Source organism: Aminobacter sp. Piv2-1, assembly GCF_037625995.1.
Lineage (GTDB): Bacteria > Pseudomonadota > Alphaproteobacteria > Rhizobiales > Rhizobiaceae > Aminobacter.
This window is the reverse complement of sequence record NZ_JARKMU010000001.1, coordinates 145,388-165,321: the sequence shown is the minus strand read 5'-3', so window position 1 is coordinate 165,321 and position 19,934 is coordinate 145,388. Positions and strand designations below refer to the sequence as shown.

18 protein-coding genes are annotated in these 19,934 nt (G+C 64.1%); 9 read left to right on the top strand and 9 right to left on the bottom strand.

The window, feature by feature from the left end:
* Position 1 precedes the first annotated feature (1 nt).
* From AmiPiv_RS00865 to AmiPiv_RS00850, 4 genes are read left to right on the top strand one after another with little or no spacing between them, the layout of a single operon-like run.
* Positions 2-841: a carbohydrate ABC transporter permease gene (locus AmiPiv_RS00865; protein WP_340035355.1), complete on the top strand. Its 840-nt coding sequence runs from the start codon at positions 2-4 to the stop codon at positions 839-841.
* 28 nt (positions 842-869) lie between these two features.
* Positions 870-1,949 carry a Gfo/Idh/MocA family protein gene (locus AmiPiv_RS00860; RefSeq protein WP_340035354.1) on the top strand — a complete coding sequence of 360 codons (1,080 nt, stop codon included), beginning with the start codon at positions 870-872 and terminating at the stop codon, positions 1,947-1,949.
* Positions 1,946-2,533 carry a TetR/AcrR family transcriptional regulator gene (locus AmiPiv_RS00855; protein ID WP_340035353.1) on the top strand — a complete coding sequence of 196 codons (588 nt, stop codon included), beginning with the start codon at positions 1,946-1,948 and terminating at the stop codon, positions 2,531-2,533. The genes AmiPiv_RS00860 and AmiPiv_RS00855 overlap by 4 nt, the downstream gene beginning before the upstream one ends.
* Positions 2,534-2,572: 39 nt before the next feature.
* Positions 2,573-3,427, top strand: a complete 855-nt coding sequence (locus AmiPiv_RS00850) for a cupin domain-containing protein (RefSeq protein WP_340035352.1) — start codon at positions 2,573-2,575, stop codon at positions 3,425-3,427.
* Between the two features lie 139 nt (positions 3,428-3,566).
* On the opposite strand, the gene AmiPiv_RS00845 is transcribed toward AmiPiv_RS00850, so the two are convergent.
* From AmiPiv_RS00845 to AmiPiv_RS00830, 4 genes are all read right to left on the bottom strand, one after another.
* Positions 3,567-4,271: a hypothetical protein gene (locus AmiPiv_RS00845; RefSeq protein ID WP_340035351.1), complete on the bottom strand. Its 705-nt coding sequence runs from the start codon at positions 4,269-4,271 to the stop codon at positions 3,567-3,569.
* 231 nt (positions 4,272-4,502) lie between these two features.
* The gene (locus AmiPiv_RS00840; RefSeq protein WP_340035350.1) at positions 4,503-5,987 is read right to left on the bottom strand and encodes an HAL/PAL/TAL family ammonia-lyase; all 1,485 of its coding nucleotides are present in this window, start codon (positions 5,985-5,987) and stop codon (positions 4,503-4,505) included.
* 269 nt (positions 5,988-6,256) lie between these two features.
* Complete coding sequence (locus tag AmiPiv_RS00835; RefSeq protein WP_340035349.1) at positions 6,257-7,456, bottom strand: amino acid aminotransferase; 1,200 nt, start codon at positions 7,454-7,456, stop codon at positions 6,257-6,259.
* A gap of 21 nt (positions 7,457-7,477) precedes the next feature.
* Positions 7,478-8,398, bottom strand: a complete 921-nt coding sequence (locus AmiPiv_RS00830) for a DMT family transporter (RefSeq protein WP_340035348.1) — start codon at positions 8,396-8,398, stop codon at positions 7,478-7,480.
* A gap of 113 nt (positions 8,399-8,511) precedes the next feature.
* On the opposite strand from AmiPiv_RS00830, the gene AmiPiv_RS00825 reads away from it, so the two are divergent.
* Positions 8,512-8,970: an Lrp/AsnC family transcriptional regulator gene (locus AmiPiv_RS00825; protein WP_340035347.1), complete on the top strand. Its 459-nt coding sequence runs from the start codon at positions 8,512-8,514 to the stop codon at positions 8,968-8,970.
* A 220-nt stretch (positions 8,971-9,190) separates the two neighbouring features.
* Positions 9,191-10,720, top strand: a complete 1,530-nt coding sequence (locus AmiPiv_RS00820) for an FAD-dependent oxidoreductase (protein ID WP_340035346.1) — start codon at positions 9,191-9,193, stop codon at positions 10,718-10,720.
* 129 nt (positions 10,721-10,849) lie between these two features.
* Here AmiPiv_RS00820 and AmiPiv_RS00815 read toward each other — a convergent pair whose 3' ends face one another.
* From AmiPiv_RS00815 to AmiPiv_RS00795, 5 genes are read right to left on the bottom strand one after another with little or no spacing between them, the layout of a single operon-like run.
* Positions 10,850-11,872, bottom strand: a complete 1,023-nt coding sequence (locus AmiPiv_RS00815; RefSeq protein ID WP_445206873.1) for an ABC transporter ATP-binding protein — start codon at positions 11,870-11,872, stop codon at positions 10,850-10,852.
* Complete coding sequence (locus AmiPiv_RS00810; RefSeq protein ID WP_340035344.1) at positions 11,841-12,872, bottom strand: ABC transporter ATP-binding protein; 1,032 nt, start codon at positions 12,870-12,872, stop codon at positions 11,841-11,843. The genes AmiPiv_RS00815 and AmiPiv_RS00810 overlap by 32 nt, the downstream gene beginning before the upstream one ends.
* A gap of 7 nt (positions 12,873-12,879) precedes the next feature.
* Positions 12,880-13,803 carry an ABC transporter permease gene (locus AmiPiv_RS00805; protein WP_340035343.1) on the bottom strand — a complete coding sequence of 308 codons (924 nt, stop codon included), beginning with the start codon at positions 13,801-13,803 and terminating at the stop codon, positions 12,880-12,882.
* Positions 13,796-14,722: an ABC transporter permease gene (locus AmiPiv_RS00800; RefSeq protein WP_340035342.1), complete on the bottom strand. Its 927-nt coding sequence runs from the start codon at positions 14,720-14,722 to the stop codon at positions 13,796-13,798. Before AmiPiv_RS00800 ends, AmiPiv_RS00805 begins: the two co-directional genes overlap by 8 nt.
* Positions 14,723-14,762: 40 nt before the next feature.
* Positions 14,763-16,370 (bottom strand): peptide ABC transporter substrate-binding protein, encoded by a 1,608-nt coding sequence (locus tag AmiPiv_RS00795; protein WP_340035341.1) that lies wholly within the window; start codon positions 16,368-16,370, stop codon positions 14,763-14,765.
* A gap of 417 nt (positions 16,371-16,787) precedes the next feature.
* Here AmiPiv_RS00795 and AmiPiv_RS00790 point away from each other — a divergent pair, with 417 nt between their 5' ends.
* The 3 genes from AmiPiv_RS00790 (at position 16,788) to AmiPiv_RS00780 (ending at position 19,911) form a co-directional block, all read left to right on the top strand.
* Complete coding sequence (locus tag AmiPiv_RS00790) at positions 16,788-17,909, top strand: M20 family metallopeptidase (protein ID WP_340035340.1); 1,122 nt, start codon at positions 16,788-16,790, stop codon at positions 17,907-17,909.
* A gap of 102 nt (positions 17,910-18,011) precedes the next feature.
* Complete coding sequence (locus AmiPiv_RS00785) at positions 18,012-18,983, top strand: aminopeptidase (protein WP_340035339.1); 972 nt, start codon at positions 18,012-18,014, stop codon at positions 18,981-18,983.
* Between the two features lie 28 nt (positions 18,984-19,011).
* On the top strand, positions 19,012-19,911 hold the full coding sequence (locus AmiPiv_RS00780) for a glutamate/aspartate ABC transporter substrate-binding protein (RefSeq protein WP_340035338.1): 900 nt from the start codon (positions 19,012-19,014) through the stop codon (positions 19,909-19,911).
* Positions 19,912-19,934: the final 23 nt, after the last annotated feature.

Sequence of the window (19,934 nt, the reverse complement as noted above, 5' to 3'; positions counted from 1 at the left end):
GATGGTCCGCAGTCCGTCGCTCAAGGTCCTCCACAGCTTCGCGATCTATGCGCTGTTCGGGATCGTTGCCCTCTACACGCTGTTCCCGTTCTACTGGATGATCGCATCGTCGCTGAAATCGGGGCAGGCCATCTTCGACGTGACCTTTTTCCCCGACCTGAAGCTCAACAACTATGAGGTCATCCTGTCGGACGGGGTCTTCGTCGGCAGCCTGCTCAACTCGCTGATCGTCGCCGTGTCCGTCGTTTCGATATCGCTGCTGCTCGCCATCGGCGCCGCCTATGCGCTCGGGCGCGTCCATTTCCGCGGCCGGTCGATCGTCATGATGATGGTGCTGGCGATCTCGATGTTCCCGCAGATCGCGCTGCTGTCCGGTTTGTTCGAGCTGATCAACTGGCTCGGCCTCTACAACAAGCTCGGCTCGCTGATCTTCGCCTACATGATCTTCACGCTGCCGTTCAACATCTGGGTGCTAACCACCTTCATGCGCGACCTGCCCAAGCAGATCGAGGAGGCGGCGATCATGGACGGCTGCTCGCCGCTGCGCATTGTGCGGGTAATCTTCCTGCCGATGATGGGGCCGGCGCTGATCTCCACCGGCCTGCTTGCCTTCATCGCCGCCTGGAACGAGTTCATGTTCGCGCTCACCTTCATCCTCACGGACGAAAACCGCACCGTGCCGGTGGCGATCGCGCTGATCTCGGGCTCCAGCCGCTACGAATTCCCCTTCGGCGCCATCATGGCGGCCTCCACCATCGTCACCGTACCACTCGTCCTGCTGGCGCTGTTCTTCCAGCGGCGGATCGTCTCCGGACTCACCGCCGGCGCCGTGAAGGGTTGAGGGACAAGCAAACTTCGAAAGGCATTCCATGAGCATAGTTCGTGTCGGATTGATCGGTCTCGGCGAGGTCAGCCAGCTGATGCATTTGCCGATCCTGGCCGACAACCGGGATCTGTTCGAGATCGCCGGCGTGTTCGACGTATCGCCGAGCCTGACGCGCCATTGCGCGGCCCGCTATCCCGGTGCCAAGGTCTACCAGACCGCCGAGGAACTGGTTGCCTCGGCAGACGTCGATGCCGTCTTCATCCTGACTCCGGACCAGACCCACAGCCACTACCTGACGATGGCGCTGAAGGCCGGCAAGCATGTTTTCCTGGAGAAGCCGGCTTGCCTGACCATCGGCGAGATCGATGCCGCGGCACCGCTCGCCGGAGCGAGCGACAGGCTGCTGTTCGTCGCCTACATGCGCCGCTATTCGCCGGCATTCCTGCGCGCCAAGGAAATGCTGCCGAAGACGGACGACATCCGCAACGTGCGTGTGCGCGACATCATCTGCGAGGGACCGTTCTTCATCCAGCAGACCCGCAATATCTTCTACCCGAATGATCTGTCCGCGGAGTTCCTGGCGCAGTCCCGCGCGGAGACGACGGCGCTTCTGGAAAATGTCGTGGGAACGAACCCGCCGGCCGGCCTTTCACGCGCCTACCAGGTGCTGACCGGTCTTTCCTCGCACAGCCTTTCGGCGATGCGCGAACTGATCGGCCGGCCCAAGCGGGTGATCGCGGCGCATCAGAAGCAGAATGGCGAGTCGATCGTGGCACTGTTCGACTACGGCAATTTCACCGCGATCTACGAAGCGCTGATCGACAACGTCGCCCGCTTCGACGCGCGCATCGAAATCCTCAGCGATACGCGCCAGATGCGCATCGGCTACGACACGCCGTACATACGCAACCTGCCGACGTCGCTCGAAGTCATCGAGTCGACCGGCACCGACACGCAGACGACCACCTATGGCCCCAACTACAGCGATCCCTTTGCGCTCGAACTCAAGGCGTTCCACGAGCATCTGACGAAGGGCACCAAACCGAAGACGACGCTTGCCGACTCGCGCGAAGACCTGGTGCTGATGAGCGAGATCGTCGAACGTATGAAGGCGTCGGCATGAAAAGGCAGCGAGGCGCCAGCGATCTGAGCAAGGGCGAGATCGCTCGGGAACGTATCCTTGCGGCGGCCGAGACGATCATCGTCGACAAGGGCGTGGCCGCATTGACTTTTGACGAAGTCTCCGAACAGACGGGTCTCAGCAAGGGCGGTATTCTCCACCATTTCTCCAGCAAAGACGCGCTTGTCCGGGCCATGGTCGAGCGCTTCGTCTCGTTGTTCGAGACTGGCCTTGCCGGACTTGAAACGCACGACGAAGCTGCGGCGGGTCGTTATACGCGCGCCTATGTCGGCGCCACGCTCGGCAATGCCACGAGCACCGGGCCGCAATACGACCGGCTGGGTGCCGCGATCACCGCCGCCCTGCACAACTTCCCGGACTTGCTGCTCATCGTCCGCCAACAGAACATCCGCTGCCAGACCGGTGTCGAGAATGACGGGCTGGACCCGGTGCTCGCCACCATCATCCGGCTGGCGACGGAAGGGCTGTGGCTCGCCGAAGTGTTCGACGTGATGCGCCTCGACCCGAAGATGAAAAGTGCCGTCGTGGCGCGGCTCATGGAGTGGACGCATCCCGCCAAGAGCTGAGACGGGGATCGCCCCCGAAAATCCAGACTGGAGATCAACATGGCCTACAAGCCGTCGCCACGACCGGTGTTCGATCGCCCGTCGCATATCCCCTACGACAAGGTCACACGGCATCTCTGGGGCGAGGAGGATGCCGGCCTCGTCGACGACTGGATCTACGCCTCGACCGACAATATCCACCAGTTGGTCTTCGGCCTGCAGCCGGGCGGCTTCTTCAAGCACACCGACGCGTTCCGCACGATCTTCGGCGCCGACGAGGTGATGTATGTCATCTCGGGCACGTTCGGCCTCGCCAATCCGCAGACCGGCGAAATGCAGATCGCCAAGGCGGGAGAGGCGCTGTTCTTCCGCAAGGACACCTGGCACCACGGCTTCAATCTCGGCGAAGAGCCGGTCAGGGTGCTGGAGTATTTCGCTCCGCCACCCGCCAAGGGCACGTCCGGCCCCTATGCGCGCACCAAGGAGCTCGTCACCAACTCGCAATATGCGCGCTGCGACCTCGTCGGGCGCTGGCCGATGGATGCCGGCTCGGAACGCGCCAGCCGGACGATCCACCCGATGCGCGACACCGACCTGCTCTGGAGCCTCGACCAGGAAACGCAGGGCGCCTACACCGGCCTCTACTGCTCGACGGAGCATCTGGTCGCCGGCCGGACGTCGATCCTCACCGGCAGGCGCACCGGCATGGAAAGCCACGGCGGCGACGAATGCCTCTATGTGCTCTCGGGCCAGCTCAACGTCCACGTGCCGGACGCCGGGGGCCAGGTCTGGTTCGAACTCAACCCGCGCGACGGCTTCTACATTCCGGCGGGCTGCAGGCACCAGTACTACAACATGGGACAGGGCAAGGCGGAGTTCGTCTTCGGCATCGCACCGGGCGAAGCACCCCGTTGACGCTCTGATGCTGCCACCCGACATTATGGCAGGGTGGTAGCGACCACACGACACCGAACAGGGCCGAGGTCAAGGCTGCGGTGGCGCCGCCCGCGATGGCGCCGCGCGGCGCCATCGTCTCGCGTGCAGTCGCGACCGACTACCAGTCGATGCCGGCTTCGGTCTTGGCCAGCGCGGATGCCAGCTCGGCGCGGGGTTCCGTGCCATCCAGGGGACGGATCGCCTGCTCCAGACGGCGCGCGGCATTGTAGCCCTCGGCCGCGGCCTCGGTCGGCGCGGTGCCATAGGCGCTGCGGTAGCGCGCGGCAAAGCTGTCGGCCGCAGTGGCCTCGGCCCAGAGGCTGCGTGCCGGCAAGGTGCCGGGGCGCAGCACGGCGCCGTTCGCCGAAGCCTCGGCCATCGCCGCCGCAGCCTCTTTCTCCGGACCGATGACCACCGTCACGTGGGGCGTCGCGTCGGGGCGACCGTTCAGCTTGTCGACGCCCGCAGCGGCCTCGGCCGGCAACGGGAGAATGTTCACGTCCACCCCGCCGAGATGTCCGTCCGACGTTTCGCCGGCGTGCCCGTCGCGTTCGTCGGCCGCCAGGAGGAAGCCTCGCACCGCCTCGGCAAGCCGCGCTTCACCTCCTTCGCCGACGCTCAGAATCCCGGCCGTGAATTCGTGCGCGGCCGCTGGCCCGGCTGCAAGCATGGCGGTGGCGAGAGCGAGTGCCCGCAATCTTGCGCCACGGATCCCACCTGCTACGGCCGTGTCCTCGAAGAGACGCCCCGTCATCGTGGCTCGTTGGTCCATTCCCGTCTTCATCTCCGTTTCGATCCTCATCGCATGGATGTCGTACTGCAAAGATGCCCCTGGAAACCGGGGGAATCTCACGCCCCTCGCCAGCCGTATCCGGCGGCATCGGGGGCGCGTTCGGCATAAGTCGACATTGGGTGGGCCGAGCGGAATGCGGCAATTGGCAGCAAATCGCGCCTCAGGCGCCGGATTGGCGCCCCTCCGGGGTCAGATCGCGAAATCGTGAAGGCAAGTGTGGCCGGCGAGCCCATCCCAACGCCGGCCACGGCAGATGGAATTCTAGGGGACGTCCGCCTCGCGGATGAAATCGCGCAGCGTCTCCATATCCCACGACAGCGGCCGATCGTCGGCATAGTGCGCGACATGCCCGCGCAGGGCGCGATAGATCGCATCGGTGCGAGGCGCGCGCGCTTCCTTGCCTGCCAGGAAATCATGCGCCTGCGCAGCCGCCATCAGTTCGATGGCGAGGATGTATTCGGCGTTGTCGACCACGGCCAACAGCTTGTTGGCGGCGACGGTCGGGTGGGCGAGAAAATCCTCCTGCAGGCCGGAGGTGACACCGCCGTCGGTGGCAGCCGGGGCGGCGAGGCGGCGGTTGGCGTTGCTCAAGGAGGCGGCGGTGTACTGGGCGATCATGAAGCCGGAATTGCAGCCGCCTTCGCTGGCGAGGAACGCCGGCAGATCGTTGACGAGCGGATTGACGAGACGGTCTATGCGCCGTTCGCTCATCCCCGCCACCTGCGCAAGAGCGATCGCCAGGCTGTCTGCGGCCTGGCCCAATGCGGGCGCCACGGCATGGGCTTCCGAGAACGCCATGGGGTTCTCCGGCGTGCCCATCACGGCCGGGTTGTCGGTGACCGAAGCCAGCTCGCGGTCGACCAGCTGGGCGGAGCGCTCCAGAACCTCGCGCGCGGCGCCATGCACGTGCGGTACGGCGCGAAGGCTCAGCGCGTCCTGGGTGCGCCTGCCGCGGGCTGCAGCGATCAGGCCGCTACCCTCGAGCAGATGGCGCAACGTTGCGCCTACCGCTTCGATGCCGGGCGATGGGCGCAGGGCGAGCACGCGCTCGTCGAAGGCCGCCATCTGGCCGCCGGCGGCTTCCAGGGTCAGCGCCGCGGCGGCATCGGCCCAGTTCAGCAGGCGTTCGGCACGGGCCAATGCCATGCTCAACAGGCCGGTCGCGCATGCCGTGCCGTTGACGAGGCTCAGGCCCTCCTTGGCGCCGAGCACCAAGGGCTCGAGTCCGATGGCGGCCAAGGCATCGCGCCCATTCATACGACGCCCGGCGACGCGCGCCCTGCCCTCGCCTATCAACACCAGGGCAATGTGGGCATTGTGCGTGAGATATCCCGCCGAACCACGCGAGGGCACTTCCGGAATGCAGTCCCGTTCCAGGAAAGTCAGCAGGTTGCGAACGATCGCGGGGCGCACGCCGGAGTGCCCATGCGCGAAATTGGCGACCTGCGACGCGATGATGGCGCGAATGCCGCGCTCCGGCACCAGGTCGCCTACCCCGCACGCGTGGCTGAGGATGATGTTGCGCGACAGTCTTTCCTGCAAAGCAGGCTCGACCACCGTATTCGACAAAGCACCGACCCCGGTGTTCACGCCGTAGGCGCGGATGCCGTTTTCAACGATGCGCGCCACGATGCGGTTCGCGTAGGCGATACGATCCCAGGCGGCCGGGGCCAGGGCCAGCGCTTCGCCATCGCCGACGCGCGCGATGTCGCGCCAGCTCGGAACTCTATCGATGGATATCGTCATCACATGCTTTCCAAACGAATGTGCCGATCAGAGTCCGAAATGGTCGAGACTGACAAACGGCACGCGATCCAGACAAGCGTCGCGTCATAGATGAACCGATGTCCCGGCCGAGCGATGAAAGCGACTTGGATCGGTCGCTTATTTCGTCAAACGGAAGGAAGTCGAAGTGGCGGGAGCCGCGACGAGCGCTTCACCAACCAAGGCAAAGATGCCTCAGATTTCCAGCGCCCCCGGCCGTCCCCGAACACCTGAGAGGATATCTCGACTGCCTAGGCAGCCACCGAACGGCGATCTGCCGAGGAAACGCGAGCCAGCGCATGAGCGACCGGCTCGATCTGATCGGGGCGGAGACCGGCGATGTTGATGCGGCCGGTCTGCGTGCCGTAGATGGCGAACTCCTCGCGCAGCCGCGTCATCGCGTCCGGACCAAGCGGAAGCAGCGAGAACATGCCCTTGTGATGCCGCAGGCCGTACATCTCCTCGGGGAGACCGAGGCGCTCGAGTGCATCGGCCAACGCGTTTCTCAGGCCGACGACGCGACGCCTCATGCCTTCGAGTTCGCTGCGCCAGGGCTCCGGATCGGCAAGGAGGACTGCGGCGATGGCCGCACCGTGCTCGGCCGGCATGGAATAGTTGCTGCGCGTGATGCGTTCGAGCGTGCCGGGTACCGCACGAAGCGCAGGCGCGTCCGCGGCGATCACGGTCGCGGTTCCGGTGCGTTCGCAGTAGAGGCCCATGTTCTTCGAGCAGCTTGCCGAGACGAGCACCGTGTCGAGCCTGTCCACCAGGAGACGCAGCCCTGCAGCATCTTCATCGAGGCCGTCGCCAAAACCCTGGTAGGCGATGTCGACGAGAGGAACCAGACCGCGGTTTGCGCACAAATCCGCGATCGCCGCCCAGCCCGCGAGCGGCATGTCGATGCCGGTCGGGTTGTGACAGCACCCATGCAGCAACACGACATCGCCGCGGCGCGCGGCGGCAAGATCGTCGAGGACAGCTTCGACATCGACAACGCCGCCGCGCTCACGCCAGCGATAGTGGCTCACCCGAAGCCGGGCAGCTTCCATCAGCGGCCGGTGGTTGACATAGGCCGGATCGGTCGACCACACGGTCGCCTCGGGGTTGGCGCGAGCGACGAGATCGGCCAGGAGCCGCAGCGCGCCGCTCGCCCCGATGGTCTGCATCGTGAACTGGCGTGCGAGGCGCGCTGGCTCTGCTCCGAGCAAGAGCTTCGCCATTCCGTCGTTGAACGCGACGTTCCCTGCCAGCGACCGGTACGCCTTCGACGGCGCCTCCATCGCCAGCCGGCGCTCGGCGGCCTTGACGACATCCAGAACCGGCGTGATGCCGGTGGCATCGCGATAGACGCCGACCACCAGATCGATCCTGGACGGACGGGGATCCTGCCGGAATGCAGCGCTCAGCCCCCAAAGCGGATCCGCGGGAAGGATGGGCAGGTTCGCGAACATGGCGCTAATCCTCGGTTGAGATCAGGAACGGTTGGACAGGACGACGCCCAGGGTGATCGCGCCGACACCAAGCGCAGTCAGCAGCGTCAGCGACTCGCCAAGGAGCGGAACGGCCAGGAGGCTGGCGAGTGCCGGCGCCAGCGAGCCGACGGCGGCGCTGCGGGCGGTGCCGAGCCGAGCAATGGCTATGACGTAGGCGAGGCTCGCGGTCAGGCCCACGCCGAGCCCCTGGACCAAAAGGAAAGGGGCTGCGTCGGCCAGTGCGAACGTGCCGAGGTGGCTGTCGACCAGACCGGAAGCCATCAGCACCAACAGGCCGACAAGGGACGGCACGCTCAGGAGCAGCGTGCTTCCGACCGCATCCAGGCCGGCACGGCGAAGGCCCAGGGTATAGATCCCCCAGAGCAGGCTAGCGCCCAGGAGAAGCGCTACCCCCTTGGCGGTCGACACAGAAACCCCCGCCGGTGCGGCGACGACAAGGGCGGCGGCACCGGCGACGATGATCGCAAGCGCATGCCAGCGTGTCGCCGGCGCGAAGCGGCGGTCGATCGCATAGCCGACGAGAGCGACCGACAGCGGCGACGTCCCGGCAATCAGTGCACCGACATAGGTCGCGGATGTTGCCGCCCCGCCAGCGGAAGCGACGAAGAAGAACGGCAAGCCTGCCCCGCAGATCACCATCATGGCGTCACGGGGCCTCACTGACCGCAGGGCCCGACCGCGTGACGGAAGGAGCGGCAGGAGCAGCAATGTCGGCAGGCCGAAGCGGATGAGTGCGACGTCGGCGGTCGTCAAGGCCGAGGCGCTGATGTAGCGGATGGAAAGGGCAAAGCCTGCCCAGACCGCGACCGTCACCGCGATGGCGGCGTAACCAATCACCGTCGCAGTCTGGATGTTGTTCCGCGCGGGCTGTGCCGCCTCGCTGCCGACCGCTGATGACATCTGTTCCCTCGACCCAGTTTCGTGGAATCATTGCCAGGCATCTGCAGGAATGTTCTTGCTAATTTGGATCGTCTGTCCCATTTTTTTGGCAGAATCTGCCACTGGAGACGGGAATGGACGCCAAGGACCGACAGATCATCGCCGCCCTGCAGCAGGACGGCCGGCTGACGAACCAGGAACTGTCGGAGCGTGTATCGCTGTCGCCCTCCCCCTGTCTGCGCCGCCTGCGCCTGCTGGAGGACGCCGGCGTCATCAAGGGCTACACGGCAATCGTCGACGAACAGGCTTACGGACTGCCCATCACGGTCTTTGTCCGCATTCGCCTCGAGCGGCATACGGAGGACGTGATCGAAGCCTTCGAACGAAAGATCCGGGACATCGACACGATTCTCGACTGCTACGTGATGACCGGGGACGCGGACTATCTGCTGCGGGTCCTCGTCGAAAGCCTGCAGGACTATGAACAGTTCGTGCGCATGCGCCTGCACAAGATCGAAGGAATCGCGGCGATCGACACGAGCTTTGCCTACGGAATCGTCAAACGATCCAACGTCTTTCCGCGTGTCGGGTGAGGAGAAGAGGCGTCGCCTCTGGAAGCGAGCCCCGCCAACTGCCGGGGTCACCGGATGTCTGACCGAGACGGCCCCCTCATGCACGTCAAGAAAATTGCGTGCCACCTCAGGCTGAATTCATTTGCCTGGGAACCGCAATGGCGGAAAACTCCAAGAAGGCAGCCTGCCGGACAAGCCCAGCAGCGCGGCCTGCGTCACCGACAGTTGCAGGGAGGAGAACATGGCCGGTAGCCATTCACAGCCCAGCGGACCCGACCTCGCACTCGGCATTGCGCTCGCCGAACTTCCCGATGGAGGCAAGCTGATCGGCCATCGCGATGGCGAGCCGGTGCTTCTGGTGCGTCGCGGACCGGAGATCTTCGCTGTCGCCGCCGCGTGCTCGCATTATGGCGGGCCGCTCGCTGAGGGCCTCGTCGCCGACGACACCATTCGCTGTCCCTGGCATCACGCCTGCTTCGACCTGCGCACCGGCGAAGCACTGCGAGCCCCTGCTCTGTCGCCGCTCGCCTGCTGGTCGGTGGAACAACGCGGCGACATGATCTTTGCTGGCGAGAAACGCAAGAAGCCGTCGCCGGCGCCCAGGGAAAGCGACGGAGCCGCTGCCGAGAGGATTGTCATCGTCGGCGGCGGCGCCGCCGGATTTGCCGCCGCCGAGCGGCTGCGGCGCGAACAATATCAGGGCTCGATCGTCATGCTCAGCGACGACGACGCGTTGCCCGCGGACCGCCCCAATCTTTCGAAGGACTATCTTGCCGGCAAGGCACCGGAAGACTGGATCCCTTTGCGCAAGCAAGGCTTCTACACCAAGAACGGCATCGACCTGCGCCTGGGAACCAGGGTCGCAGGCCTGGATGTAGGCGCCAATGAGGTCATGCTTGCCGATGGCGCTCGGCTCGCCTTCGACAAGCTGTTGCTGGCGACGGGCGCGGAGCCGGTTCGCCTGACCATCCCCGGCGCCGACCAGCCCCATGTCCACACGCTGCGCTCCTTCGCCGACAGCCGCGCCATCATTGCGCAGGCTGGCACGGCGCGGAGCGCCGTTGTCCTCGGCGCCAGCTTCATCGGCCTCGAGGTAGCCGCCGCCCTCCGGACGCGCGGCATCGAAGTGCATGTGGTGGCGCCCGAGGAGCGGCCAATGGAACGGGTTCTGGGCCCGCAGATGGGCGACTTCATCCGCGCCTTGCATGAGGAGAACGGCGTCGTCTTCCACCTTGGGGATACCGCCGCGAGCATCGGCACAAGAGAAGTTCGCCTTAACGGCGGCGGCACCCTGGTCGCCGACATCGTCGTTGCCGGCATTGGCGTGCGACCCCGGACCAGCCTCGCAGAAGCAGCCGGGCTTGCCACTGACCGCGGCGTCCTGGTGGACGCCTATCTCGAAACCAGCGCGCCCGGCATCTACGCGGCCGGCGACATCGCCCGCTGGCCAGATCCGCACAGCGGCGGGAACATCAGGGTGGAGCATTGGGTGGTGGCGGAGCGCCAGGGAGCCGCTGCGGCGCTGAACATGCTCGGACGCCGGAAGCCGTTCACCGACGTGCCGTTCTTCTGGAGCCAGCACTACGACGTTCCGATCAACTATGTCGGCCATGCCGAGGGATGGGACGCAATAGAGGTCGAGGGCGACATTGCCGCGAAAGACTGCATCTTGCGTTTCAAGCGCGGCGGACGCGTGCTGGCTGTCGCCACGATCTTCCGCGACGCCGAAAGCCTCGAGGCGGAACTGGCGATGGAGCGCGACCAAGTCTAGCGGATCGACCAGGCAGACTTTGCCCGCAGGCCATCGCGCGGTTCCACATGCGAGGTCCGAGAACCTAACAGATTGTGCAGTTCGACAGGTCGGCGGGCAACATGCTTACAGCCGGGATCCATGATGGCGCTACTGCGTCTCGGGATGATGGCATGCAACCGAATGCGCGCCGGGGTCGGACCCCACGGACAACACCGGGTCGATGCGGCTGCAGATCTCGGACGCCTTCCAGCAGCGCGTGCGGAAGCGACATCCCGATGGCGGATCTGCAGGATTGGGCGGATCACCTGCCAGCGTGATGCGCTCGCCAGCGCCTGCTTTGGTTCGCTCGAGCCGTGGCACGGCCGACAGCAGGGCACGGGTGTACGGATGTTGCGGCCGTTCGAACACCGCCTCCCGTGGCCCGATCTCGACGATCCGGCCGAGATACATAACGGCAATACGCTCGCTCACGTAGCGCACCACGGAGAGATCGTGTCCGATGAAGACGAAAGTCAGTCCCAGTTCCCGGCGCAGATCGTCGAGGAGATTGAGCACTTGGGCCTGAACCGACACATCGAGCGCCGAAACCGGCTCGTCCAGGAACAACACCTTCGGACCCAGGATCAGGCTGCGCGCGATCCCCACGCGCTGACGCTGTCCTCCCGAAAGCTGATGCGGATAGCGATCGGCCTGGCGGGCATCCAGCCCGACCTTCTCCAGCATGCGGAGCACTTGGGCGCGCCGCTCGGCTGCGGCAAGCCGCAAGCCACTCACCTGCAACGGCTCCTCGACGATCTGCCGAACCGTCATCCGAGGGTCGAGGGAAGCAAAGGGATTTTGGAACACCATCTGGACGTCGCGCCGCCAACGGCGCGTTTCGGCTCGGCTCATGTCGAACACTTCACGCCCGGCATAGCGGAACGAACCGCTGGTCGGGCGTACTAGTCCCATCAGCGCGTTGACCATGGTGGACTTGCCGCAGCCGGACTCGCCCACGACCCCAAGGCCCTCACCGCGCTGGACTGAAAACGAGATCTTGTCGACCGCCTGGATCGAGCCAACCGTCCGGCGCAGCAGTCCGGCGCGCACCGGGAAATGACAGACCAGATCCGAAACCTCGATCAACGGCCGATCCGGCTCAGGGCTTGAAAACGACTGCCCGACTTCCATCGGCAAGCACCTCTTCGCTAAAGTGACAGGCGGCCATCTTCCCAGGCGCCACTTCGCGCAAGGGAGGTCGCTCGTGTAGGCAAATCTGCTGCCGCAACGGGCATCGCGGCGCGAAGGCGCAGCCGGCCGTCGCATCGGCCAGGCTCGCAGGCTTACCGGGAATGACGGGAAGTCGCTGTGCTGCCTCGTCCATCCTCGGCACGCATGCGGCCAGCGCCCTCGAATAGGGATGGGCTGCGGCGCTGAGGATGCTTTGCGGCGTTCCGCTTTCGACAACGCGGCCCGCATAGAGAATGACGACGCGGTCGGCATTTTCCGCGACGACCCCGAAGTCGTGGGTCACCAGCATCATGCCCATCCGCTTCTCCTCCTGGAGAGCCACGAGCAGTTGCATGATCTGCGACTGCACGGTCACATCGAGCGCGGTGGTCGGCTCGTCGGCGATCAGCAGGCGAGGCTCGAGCGCGATTGCCATGGCGATCATCACGCGCTGTCGCATGCCGCCGGACAATTGGTGGGGGTAGTCCTTGGCGCGAGCTGCAGCATTGGGCAGGCCGACACGCATCATCAGCGCGACCGCGTTCCGCCAGGCATCGGCAGAGCTCATCCCCTTGTGTACCTTGAACACCTCGGCGATCTGCCAGCCGACGGAATAGACCGGATTGAGCGCGGTCGGCGCATCCTGGTGGACCATCGCCATTTCCGGTCCACGCAACCCGCGGCGACGATCCGGAGAGAGGTTCAGCAAATCCTCGCCGCGGTACGAGATCCGTCCGTTGGTTATCCGGATGCCAGGAGACAGGATTCCCATGATCGCCAGGGCGGTCATGCTCTTACCCGCCCCCGACTCCCCCATCACGGCAAGGACTTCGCCGGACTGGATGTCGAACGATACTTCGTCCAGTAGCGGCGTTCGGCTCGGACCGGACCCCAGTGCGAGGGACAGCCTGTCGACACGAAGTAGCGGCTCGAAGGCAGAATTCGGTTGGAAGAGTGTCATGCGCTTTCTACCGGGAGCGTGGGTCAAAGGCGCGCCGCACGGCTTCTCCGAACAGCACCAGTGTAAGCACCGTCACGGTCAGCAGCAGACTCGGAAACAGCAGCATGTGGGGGGCGCTGGCCAGGTAGGGCTGGGCGTCGCTGATTGCCGTCCCCCAGGAAATGATCGGCGCCTGCAGGCCGAGCCCGAGATAGGACAGGGTCGCTTCGGCCCCGACATAGCCGCCGAGCGAAAGGGTGGCCATGACCAGCAGCGGCGTGACGGAATTGGGCAGGATGTGCCGAACCGCAATCCAGAGGTCGCCCGCGCCGGCTATTCTCGCAGCGCGTACATACTCGGCCTGCTTGGTCTGCAACACACTTGCGCGCATCAGCCTGGACTCGGTCGCCCAGCCCAAGACGGACAGCACAAGCGCCAGGCGGATAATGCTGCTGCCATCTCCCGACCCGAGAGTCGCCAGGATGACGATCGCGCCGAGCAGGGTTGGCAAGCCGAGGACCACGTCGGTTATCCGGGAGACAACCGAATCCGTGACCCCGCCATAAAAGCCGGCGAGCAGGCCCACGGCACCACCGATAAAGGTGCTTCCGATCGTCGCCAGCAGCGCCACGACCAGCGACGCCCTGGCTCCATAGATGGTCCTGGCAAAGACGTCGCAGCCCTGGATGTCGAAACCGAACCAATGGCCGTAGCTGGGCGGCTTGCGAGCATTGAGGAGCTGACACTGGCGCGGGTCGAGCGATGTGAACAGGCTGGGCGCAACGGCCATGACCACCAGCATCAACAGAACGGCCAGGGCCACCCATACCATGGGAGAGCGCAAGAGCAATGTTGCGGCTTCGCCGGTCAGCGAGCGCCCAGCCCTGGTGTTTTCGACGAACTCTCCAGGCAAGCCTCCCGGCATCGCGATGGTTGTCTTGGTTTCAGTCATAACGAATCCGGGGGTCCAGGACCGCGTAGGCGATGTCCACGAGGAGATTGATGATCAGATAGGCAACGACGATGACCGTGACGGCGCCGACGATGGTGATGCCGTCATGGCTGCGGATCGACCGGACGATGAGCCCGCCGATGCCGCGGATATTGAAGACGCCTTCCACGACCACGGCCCCTGCCAGCAATCCGCCGATATCCTTGCCGACATAGGTCACGACAGGGATGAGGCTGTTGCGCAGGGCATGGATTCCCACAATCCGGCTCATCCGCAGCCCCTTGGTCTGGGCCGTACGGATGTAATCGCTGTGCAGGCTGTCGATCACGGCCGTCCGCGTAAGCCGCGACAGCGTTACCTGATGGGCAAGTGCGAGGACCACAGCAGGCAGCAGCAGCTGATAGTAACTGCCGGCGTCGCTGACTGTCACCGGGAACCAGCCAAGCCGGACACCGAATATCAGCTGGGCCAGATTGGCGATCACGAAGCCGGGAAATGCGATGATGACCAGGCCCAGCAGGAGATTGGCCGTGTCGAATGCACCGCCGGGTCTGAGCGCTGCCAGAATGCCGATGGTGACGCCAATCAGCACTTCGATTGCCACCGCCAGCAGCGCGAGCCTGATGGTCGCAGGAAATGCCGCGAGCAGCTGTTCCGACACATTACGTCCGGTGAACGATTTTCCCAGGTCGCCCTGCATCAGATCCGCAACATAGTAGCCGTATCGGACTATCAGCGGTCGATCGAGCTTGAACTCTTCGGTCGCCTGGGCAACGAAAGCTTCGGGACACTCCCTGTCTCCGCATTTCCCGGCGAGCGGGTCTCCTGGCATGCCCCATGCCAGGAAGAAGACCACAAAGGTCGTGCCGAGAAACACAGGGATGAACTGTATCAGCCGGCGCAGGATGTAACCTGTCATTTTGTTGCTCTGTTCAAGCCATGTTTCTCGGCACGCTGGGTCATTCCGCAAGCGTTACCGCGGAATAGTCCGGCCGGCCGTTGGAATAGAGAGAAACGCCCTTGATCTTCGGCGAATAGCCCACCGTCGTCATCGGGTTCCAGAGCGGAATGCGCGGCATTTCCTTGGCCAGCAGCCGCTCCGCCTCCTGATAGGTCCGGACGCTGTCGGCAGGAGCCTCGGTCGCCGCCTTGGCGATCAGCGCGTCGAATTCGGCATTCTCGTAGGAGCCGCGGTTGGAGGTTCCGTTGCTGGAGTAGAGCGGGATGAGCGCATTGTCGATGGACGGGTAGTCCATCGTCCAATTCGACGGGAACGGGCCATCCGCTTTGCCGGAACGGGTGAAGGAGCGGAACGTCGAGTTGTCCGACAGTGCCGAGGTCAGACAATTGATCTGAAGCGTGTTCTGAATGCTGTTGCAGATCGCATCCATGGCCGGTTTGGCCCCTCCATCGCCGGCATAGTAGATCTTGATCTCCCCGCTGTAACCGCCTTCCTTGGCAAGCAGTTCCTTGGCCTTTTCGGGATTGTATTCGCAAAACTCGCCGCAGGCGCCCGCCTGATAGCCTTCGACCCCTGGCGGCACCCAGCCGGTGGCAGGCTGGCCGATGCCGCTGAAGATGACGTCGATGATGGTCTTGCGGTCGATCGACATGGAAACCGCCTGCCGGATGCCTGGCTTCAGCAACTGTGCATTGGCGTCCGTGAAGGGCATGCCGAGACCCTGAAGATTGGCGCGCGGCTGCTGCAGGACGCGTCCCTCGAGGTCGGTCTTCCACAGCTCGCCGACGAGCTTCGACGCCGGAATGTCGCGCATCAGATCCAGGTTTCCGGCGATCAGGTCGTTATAGGCTGCCTCTTCGTTGGAATAGATCCGCAGTTCGATGCCCTTTAGCTGAGGGTGCCGGCTGCCGGCGTAGCCGGGAAACGCCGCGAGCCTGTACCCCGTATCGGGAGTGCCGGATTCGAACTGGAAGGGCCCGGCCCCGATCGGTTTCGCCCCGAATGCCTCGGGATCCAGGAAAAAGGAATCCGGCAACGGATAGAAGGCCTTGTAGGTCAGCTGCGACTTGAAGGTCGGCACTGGCGATTTCAGCACGACCTTGAACGAGAAGTCGTCGAGCACCTCGAGACCCTTCATAGCCTTCGCCGTCGGCTCGGGAGCCTTCTCGCCCTTGGGCGCCTTCAGATTGAGGTCCTCATATCCCTCGATTGTCGAGAACCAGTCGTTGTTCGACTGCCCGTTGGGTCCATAGGCTGCCCAATTCCAGGCATCGATGAAGTTCCTGGCCTTCACGGCCGAGCCGTCATGGAACGTCCACCCCTTATTCAGGGTGATCGTCCAGACCTTGTTGTCGGTCGTCTCGATCTTCTCGGCGATGTCGTAGACGACGCCGCCCGTCTTGGCATCGGTCGTGACAAGGCCGGCCAGAATCGGCTGCAGAACGTCCGAACCGCAGCTCTCGGTCGTGTTCGTCGGGATCAGCGGGCCGGCCGGCGCGCAGGCAGACACGGTGATCCAGCCCTGTTCCGCCGCCGCTGCAGGCAAACCCGTGCCACAGATGGCGCCATAGGCCAACAGGGCAAGAAGACTCGTGGACCTGTTCATATTCTCCTCCTGACTTTGAAAACTAGATTTTTCGATCTCTGGCGCGGCTGCAAGCCGGACGTCGCATTCGCGTTTGGCCGCCAGGCTCCACGTCACGATGACTCTGCTTGGCCATGCCTTCCCGGCTCGCTGGCGGTCTTTTCGGATTCTGCTTGCCGATCCCCGCACCGAATTCGGTGTCCAGACGAACGAGTCTGGATTGAGCCAACCCAATCATCTTCGAACGTGCCCCCTCCCGAAAAAACCATGCGATTATGCGCTTGTGTGTTTATGTGTATTTGTATACATGTCTACAAAACGATTGGCAAGCGACAATTCGAGCGGCGAGCATCGTCACCAGTGCAGCGGAACGGTCGCGCTCAACGCAGGCGAAGTGCCTGACACGGGAATGTCACGCACAGGACAAGGGCAGGAGCGATGGATCTCATTTCGATCGAAGGCTTGATCGACGACATCATAGCCTGGGCGTCGATCGAGACGCCCACCGATCGGCCGCAATCCGTAAATGAACTGGTTTCCGTCGTTACGGACATTCACCTGCGCTCCGGCATGCATGTCGATCGAATTGCAGGGGCATTCGGACGCGGCGACAAGCTGACGGCGCGAGCGCCCTGGGGTGGAGAAAATGAACCGGGAATCCTGGTGATCTCGCATCTCGATACTGTGCACCCGCTGGGCACGCTCGATCAGTTCCCGGTACGGCAGGTCGGCAATCGCCTGGAGGGCCCCGGCGTCTTCGACATGAAGGCAGGGGCATGCATGGCGGTCGAAGCCAGCAGGGCCATCCTCCGCTCAGGCGCTGCGCCGCGTCTGCCTCTGACCTTTCTTTACGTTCCAGACGAGGAAATGGGCAGCCAGACGAGCCGCGACATCATCGAGGAATTTGCCAGGCGCGCGAAATACGTGCTGGTGGTCGAAGGTGCCGAAATCGGCGGCGCGGCAATCACATCCCGGATCGGGTCGCTGAAATTCGACCTGGATATTGCCGGCATTGCAGCGCACTCGGGCGCCAATCATCGAGAAGGTCGCAGCGCGCTCCGCGAGTTGGCACATCAGATACTGACGCTCGAGGGCATGACCGACTATGACCGGGGGATCACCGTCAATGTCGGGACAGCCTTTGGCGGCACCCGCGCCAACGTCGTCCCTGAGCATGCGAACGCCCGTATCGACATAAGGGTGACCACGCCACGTTGCGCCTCCGAGATGCTGGGACGAATTGCCGACCTGGATGCGAAGGATCCTGACGTCCGCGTCACCTACCACGGCGGCATTTGGCGGATGCCCTATATGCGCTCGGCCGGCACCGCACAGCTGTTCGATGTCGCGAAGAGACTGGCGGGTCCGCTCGGGCTTTCGCTGACGGAAGCCCGCGGCATGGGAGGGAGCGACGCCAATCTGGTCGCCGCATTCGTTCCTGTGCTGGACGGGTTGGGGCCGCAAGGGGGCGGCGCGCATACCCATCACGAATGGATCGACCTCGCGAGCCTCCGCCAACGCACGGCCCTGCTCCACCAACTCATGATGAACCTTGAATGACCACGGGTCCGGGCAGGCTGCCCCGGGCTTCCACCTGGTTGCCGCCGCCCTGGTCCGTCTTCGCCATATCTCTCAGCTACCAACCAAAAGGATCGAAAACCGATGCGTGAAATGTTGATGGCCAAAGGTGCCGCCAAGCTCGTGAACGTCTGCGCGGCAGTCAAGCCGGGGGAGGACGTGCTGATCATTACGGATGCAGCGCAGGATTTCTCGCTTGCAAAGGTCCTGGCCGGCGCGGTCGTCGCCGCCGACGCAAACCCGATCATCATGACGATGAGCCGGGTGAAGAACGACTCCGGCGAACCCAGCCCGGCGGTTGCCGCGGCCATGAAATCCGCCCCCGTGGTGTTCACGCCGGTTTCGGTTTCCATCACCCACACGCATGCCGTGAAGGACGCCTGCGCGGCAGGGGCGCGCATCGTGGCGCTCACCCAGTGGCTCCCCGAGATGATGATGGGCGGCGGCATCGATGCGGACTTTGCCGCGATCGAGCCGCACGTCATGAAGATGGCCGCCATCTGGGACAAGGGTTCGGAGGTCCGTGTCACGACCGAAGCGGGCACCGATCTCACGCTCGACATTCGCGGCCGCCTGGGAACGCCTCACGCCAAGACGGGCATCGTCCGGCCGGGCGACTTCCATCCGGTTCCGGATATCGAATCCCCCGTCTCGCCGGTAACGGCCGAAGGGCGGATAGTGTGCGATGCCTCGATCCCCTACCTTGGCATCGGCGTTCCCGATCAGCCGGTCACGCTCGAAGTACGCGGCGGCAACGTCGTTTCGATCACCGGCGGCCGAGACGCCGAAAAGGTCCGCGCCGCCTGGGAGGCGATGAACGATCCCAATGTCTACAACGTCGCCGAGATCGGCATCGGCATGAACCCGCATTGCCGGCTGATCGGCTCGATGCTCGAGGACGAAGGCGTCGCCAGCACCTGCCATATCGGCGTCGGCACCTCGATCACGCTGGGCGGAACCGTCAAGGCGGCCTGCCACTACGACTTCATCATGCACAACCCGACGATCACCGTGGATGGCCGAACGGTGATGCGCGCCGGCGTGATGGAAATCTAAACCGGTCGGCCTTCAGGGAGGAGCTGAAATGAACAAAGGACTGGGAATCTTCGTAGCCGCCGGTTTGGCGGCTGCGTTCGCAACGATCAGCCATGCCGAGGAACTGACCGGGACGCTCAAGAAGGTCAAGGACGGCGGCACGATCTCCATCGGCCACCGGGAGACGAGCATTCCGTTCTCCTACTATGACAACGACCAGAAGGTGGTCGGCTATTCGCAGGACATTGCCCTGCAACTCGTCGACGCGGTCAAGGCCCATCTCGGCATGACCGAACTGAACGTGAACCTCGTGCCGGTCACCTCGCAGACCCGCATTCCGCTATTGATCAACAATACGGTCGACCTGGAATGCGGCACCACGACAAACAACAAGGAACGGCAAAAGCAGATCGGTTTCTCGACCAACTTCTTTATCATCGGGACCAGGCTGCTCACCCGCAACGGATCGGGAATCTCCGACTTCCCCGACCTCGCGGGAAAGAACGTCGTCGTCTCGGCCGGCACCACCTCCGAGAAGGTGCTGCGTCAGATGAACGAAGCAAAAGGCATGGACATGCGCATCATCAGCGCCAAGGACCATGGCGAGGCATTCGTCACCCTGGAATCCAACAAGGCAGTCGCCTTCATGAGCGACGACGCAATTCTCTATGGCGAGATCTCGAAGGCAAAGAACCCAGCCGACTGGCACATCACCGGAACCGCGCAGACGAACGAGGTCTATGCCTGCGGCATGCGCAAGGACGACCCGGCCTTCAAGAAGGTGATCGACGACCAGATGGCCGAGATGATGAAGAGCGGCGAGATGGCGAAGATCTACGACAAGTGGTTCAACGCGCCGATCCCGCCTCGCAGCGTCGTCCTTGGCGTGCCGCTGGGGGACGAGATGAAGAAACTCTACGCCGCGCCCAACGACATCCCGCTGCAGTGAGCCGACACGGCACGAGGTCGGAA

Coding starts and splice junctions, on each gene's coding strand:
- AmiPiv_RS00800 (WP_340035342.1), bottom strand. CDS start 14,722: ATGACAGGTTACATCCTGCGCCGGCTGATACAGTTCATCCCTGTGTTT.
- AmiPiv_RS00815 (WP_445206873.1), bottom strand. CDS start 11,872: ATGGAAGTCGGGCAGTCGTTTTCAAGCCCTGAGCCGGATCGGCCGTTG.
- AmiPiv_RS00830 (WP_340035348.1), bottom strand. CDS start 8,398: ATGTCATCAGCGGTCGGCAGCGAGGCGGCACAGCCCGCGCGGAACAAC.
- AmiPiv_RS00860 (WP_340035354.1), top strand. CDS start 870: ATGAGCATAGTTCGTGTCGGATTGATCGGTCTCGGCGAGGTCAGCCAG.
- AmiPiv_RS00795 (WP_340035341.1), bottom strand. CDS start 16,370: ATGAACAGGTCCACGAGTCTTCTTGCCCTGTTGGCCTATGGCGCCATC.
- AmiPiv_RS00805 (WP_340035343.1), bottom strand. CDS start 13,803: ATGACTGAAACCAAGACAACCATCGCGATGCCGGGAGGCTTGCCTGGA.
- AmiPiv_RS00855 (WP_340035353.1), top strand. CDS start 1,946: ATGAAAAGGCAGCGAGGCGCCAGCGATCTGAGCAAGGGCGAGATCGCT.
- AmiPiv_RS00820 (WP_340035346.1), top strand. CDS start 9,191: ATGGCCGGTAGCCATTCACAGCCCAGCGGACCCGACCTCGCACTCGGC.
- AmiPiv_RS00850 (WP_340035352.1), top strand. CDS start 2,573: ATGGCCTACAAGCCGTCGCCACGACCGGTGTTCGATCGCCCGTCGCAT.
- AmiPiv_RS00785 (WP_340035339.1), top strand. CDS start 18,012: ATGCGTGAAATGTTGATGGCCAAAGGTGCCGCCAAGCTCGTGAACGTC.
- AmiPiv_RS00840 (WP_340035350.1), bottom strand. CDS start 5,987: ATGACGATATCCATCGATAGAGTTCCGAGCTGGCGCGACATCGCGCGC.
- AmiPiv_RS00810 (WP_340035344.1), bottom strand. CDS start 12,872: ATGACACTCTTCCAACCGAATTCTGCCTTCGAGCCGCTACTTCGTGTC.
- AmiPiv_RS00865 (WP_340035355.1), top strand. CDS start 2: ATGGTCCGCAGTCCGTCGCTCAAGGTCCTCCACAGCTTCGCGATCTAT.
- AmiPiv_RS00835 (WP_340035349.1), bottom strand. CDS start 7,456: ATGTTCGCGAACCTGCCCATCCTTCCCGCGGATCCGCTTTGGGGGCTG.
- AmiPiv_RS00825 (WP_340035347.1), top strand. CDS start 8,512: ATGGACGCCAAGGACCGACAGATCATCGCCGCCCTGCAGCAGGACGGC.
- AmiPiv_RS00790 (WP_340035340.1), top strand. CDS start 16,788: ATGGATCTCATTTCGATCGAAGGCTTGATCGACGACATCATAGCCTGG.
- AmiPiv_RS00780 (WP_340035338.1), top strand. CDS start 19,012: ATGAACAAAGGACTGGGAATCTTCGTAGCCGCCGGTTTGGCGGCTGCG.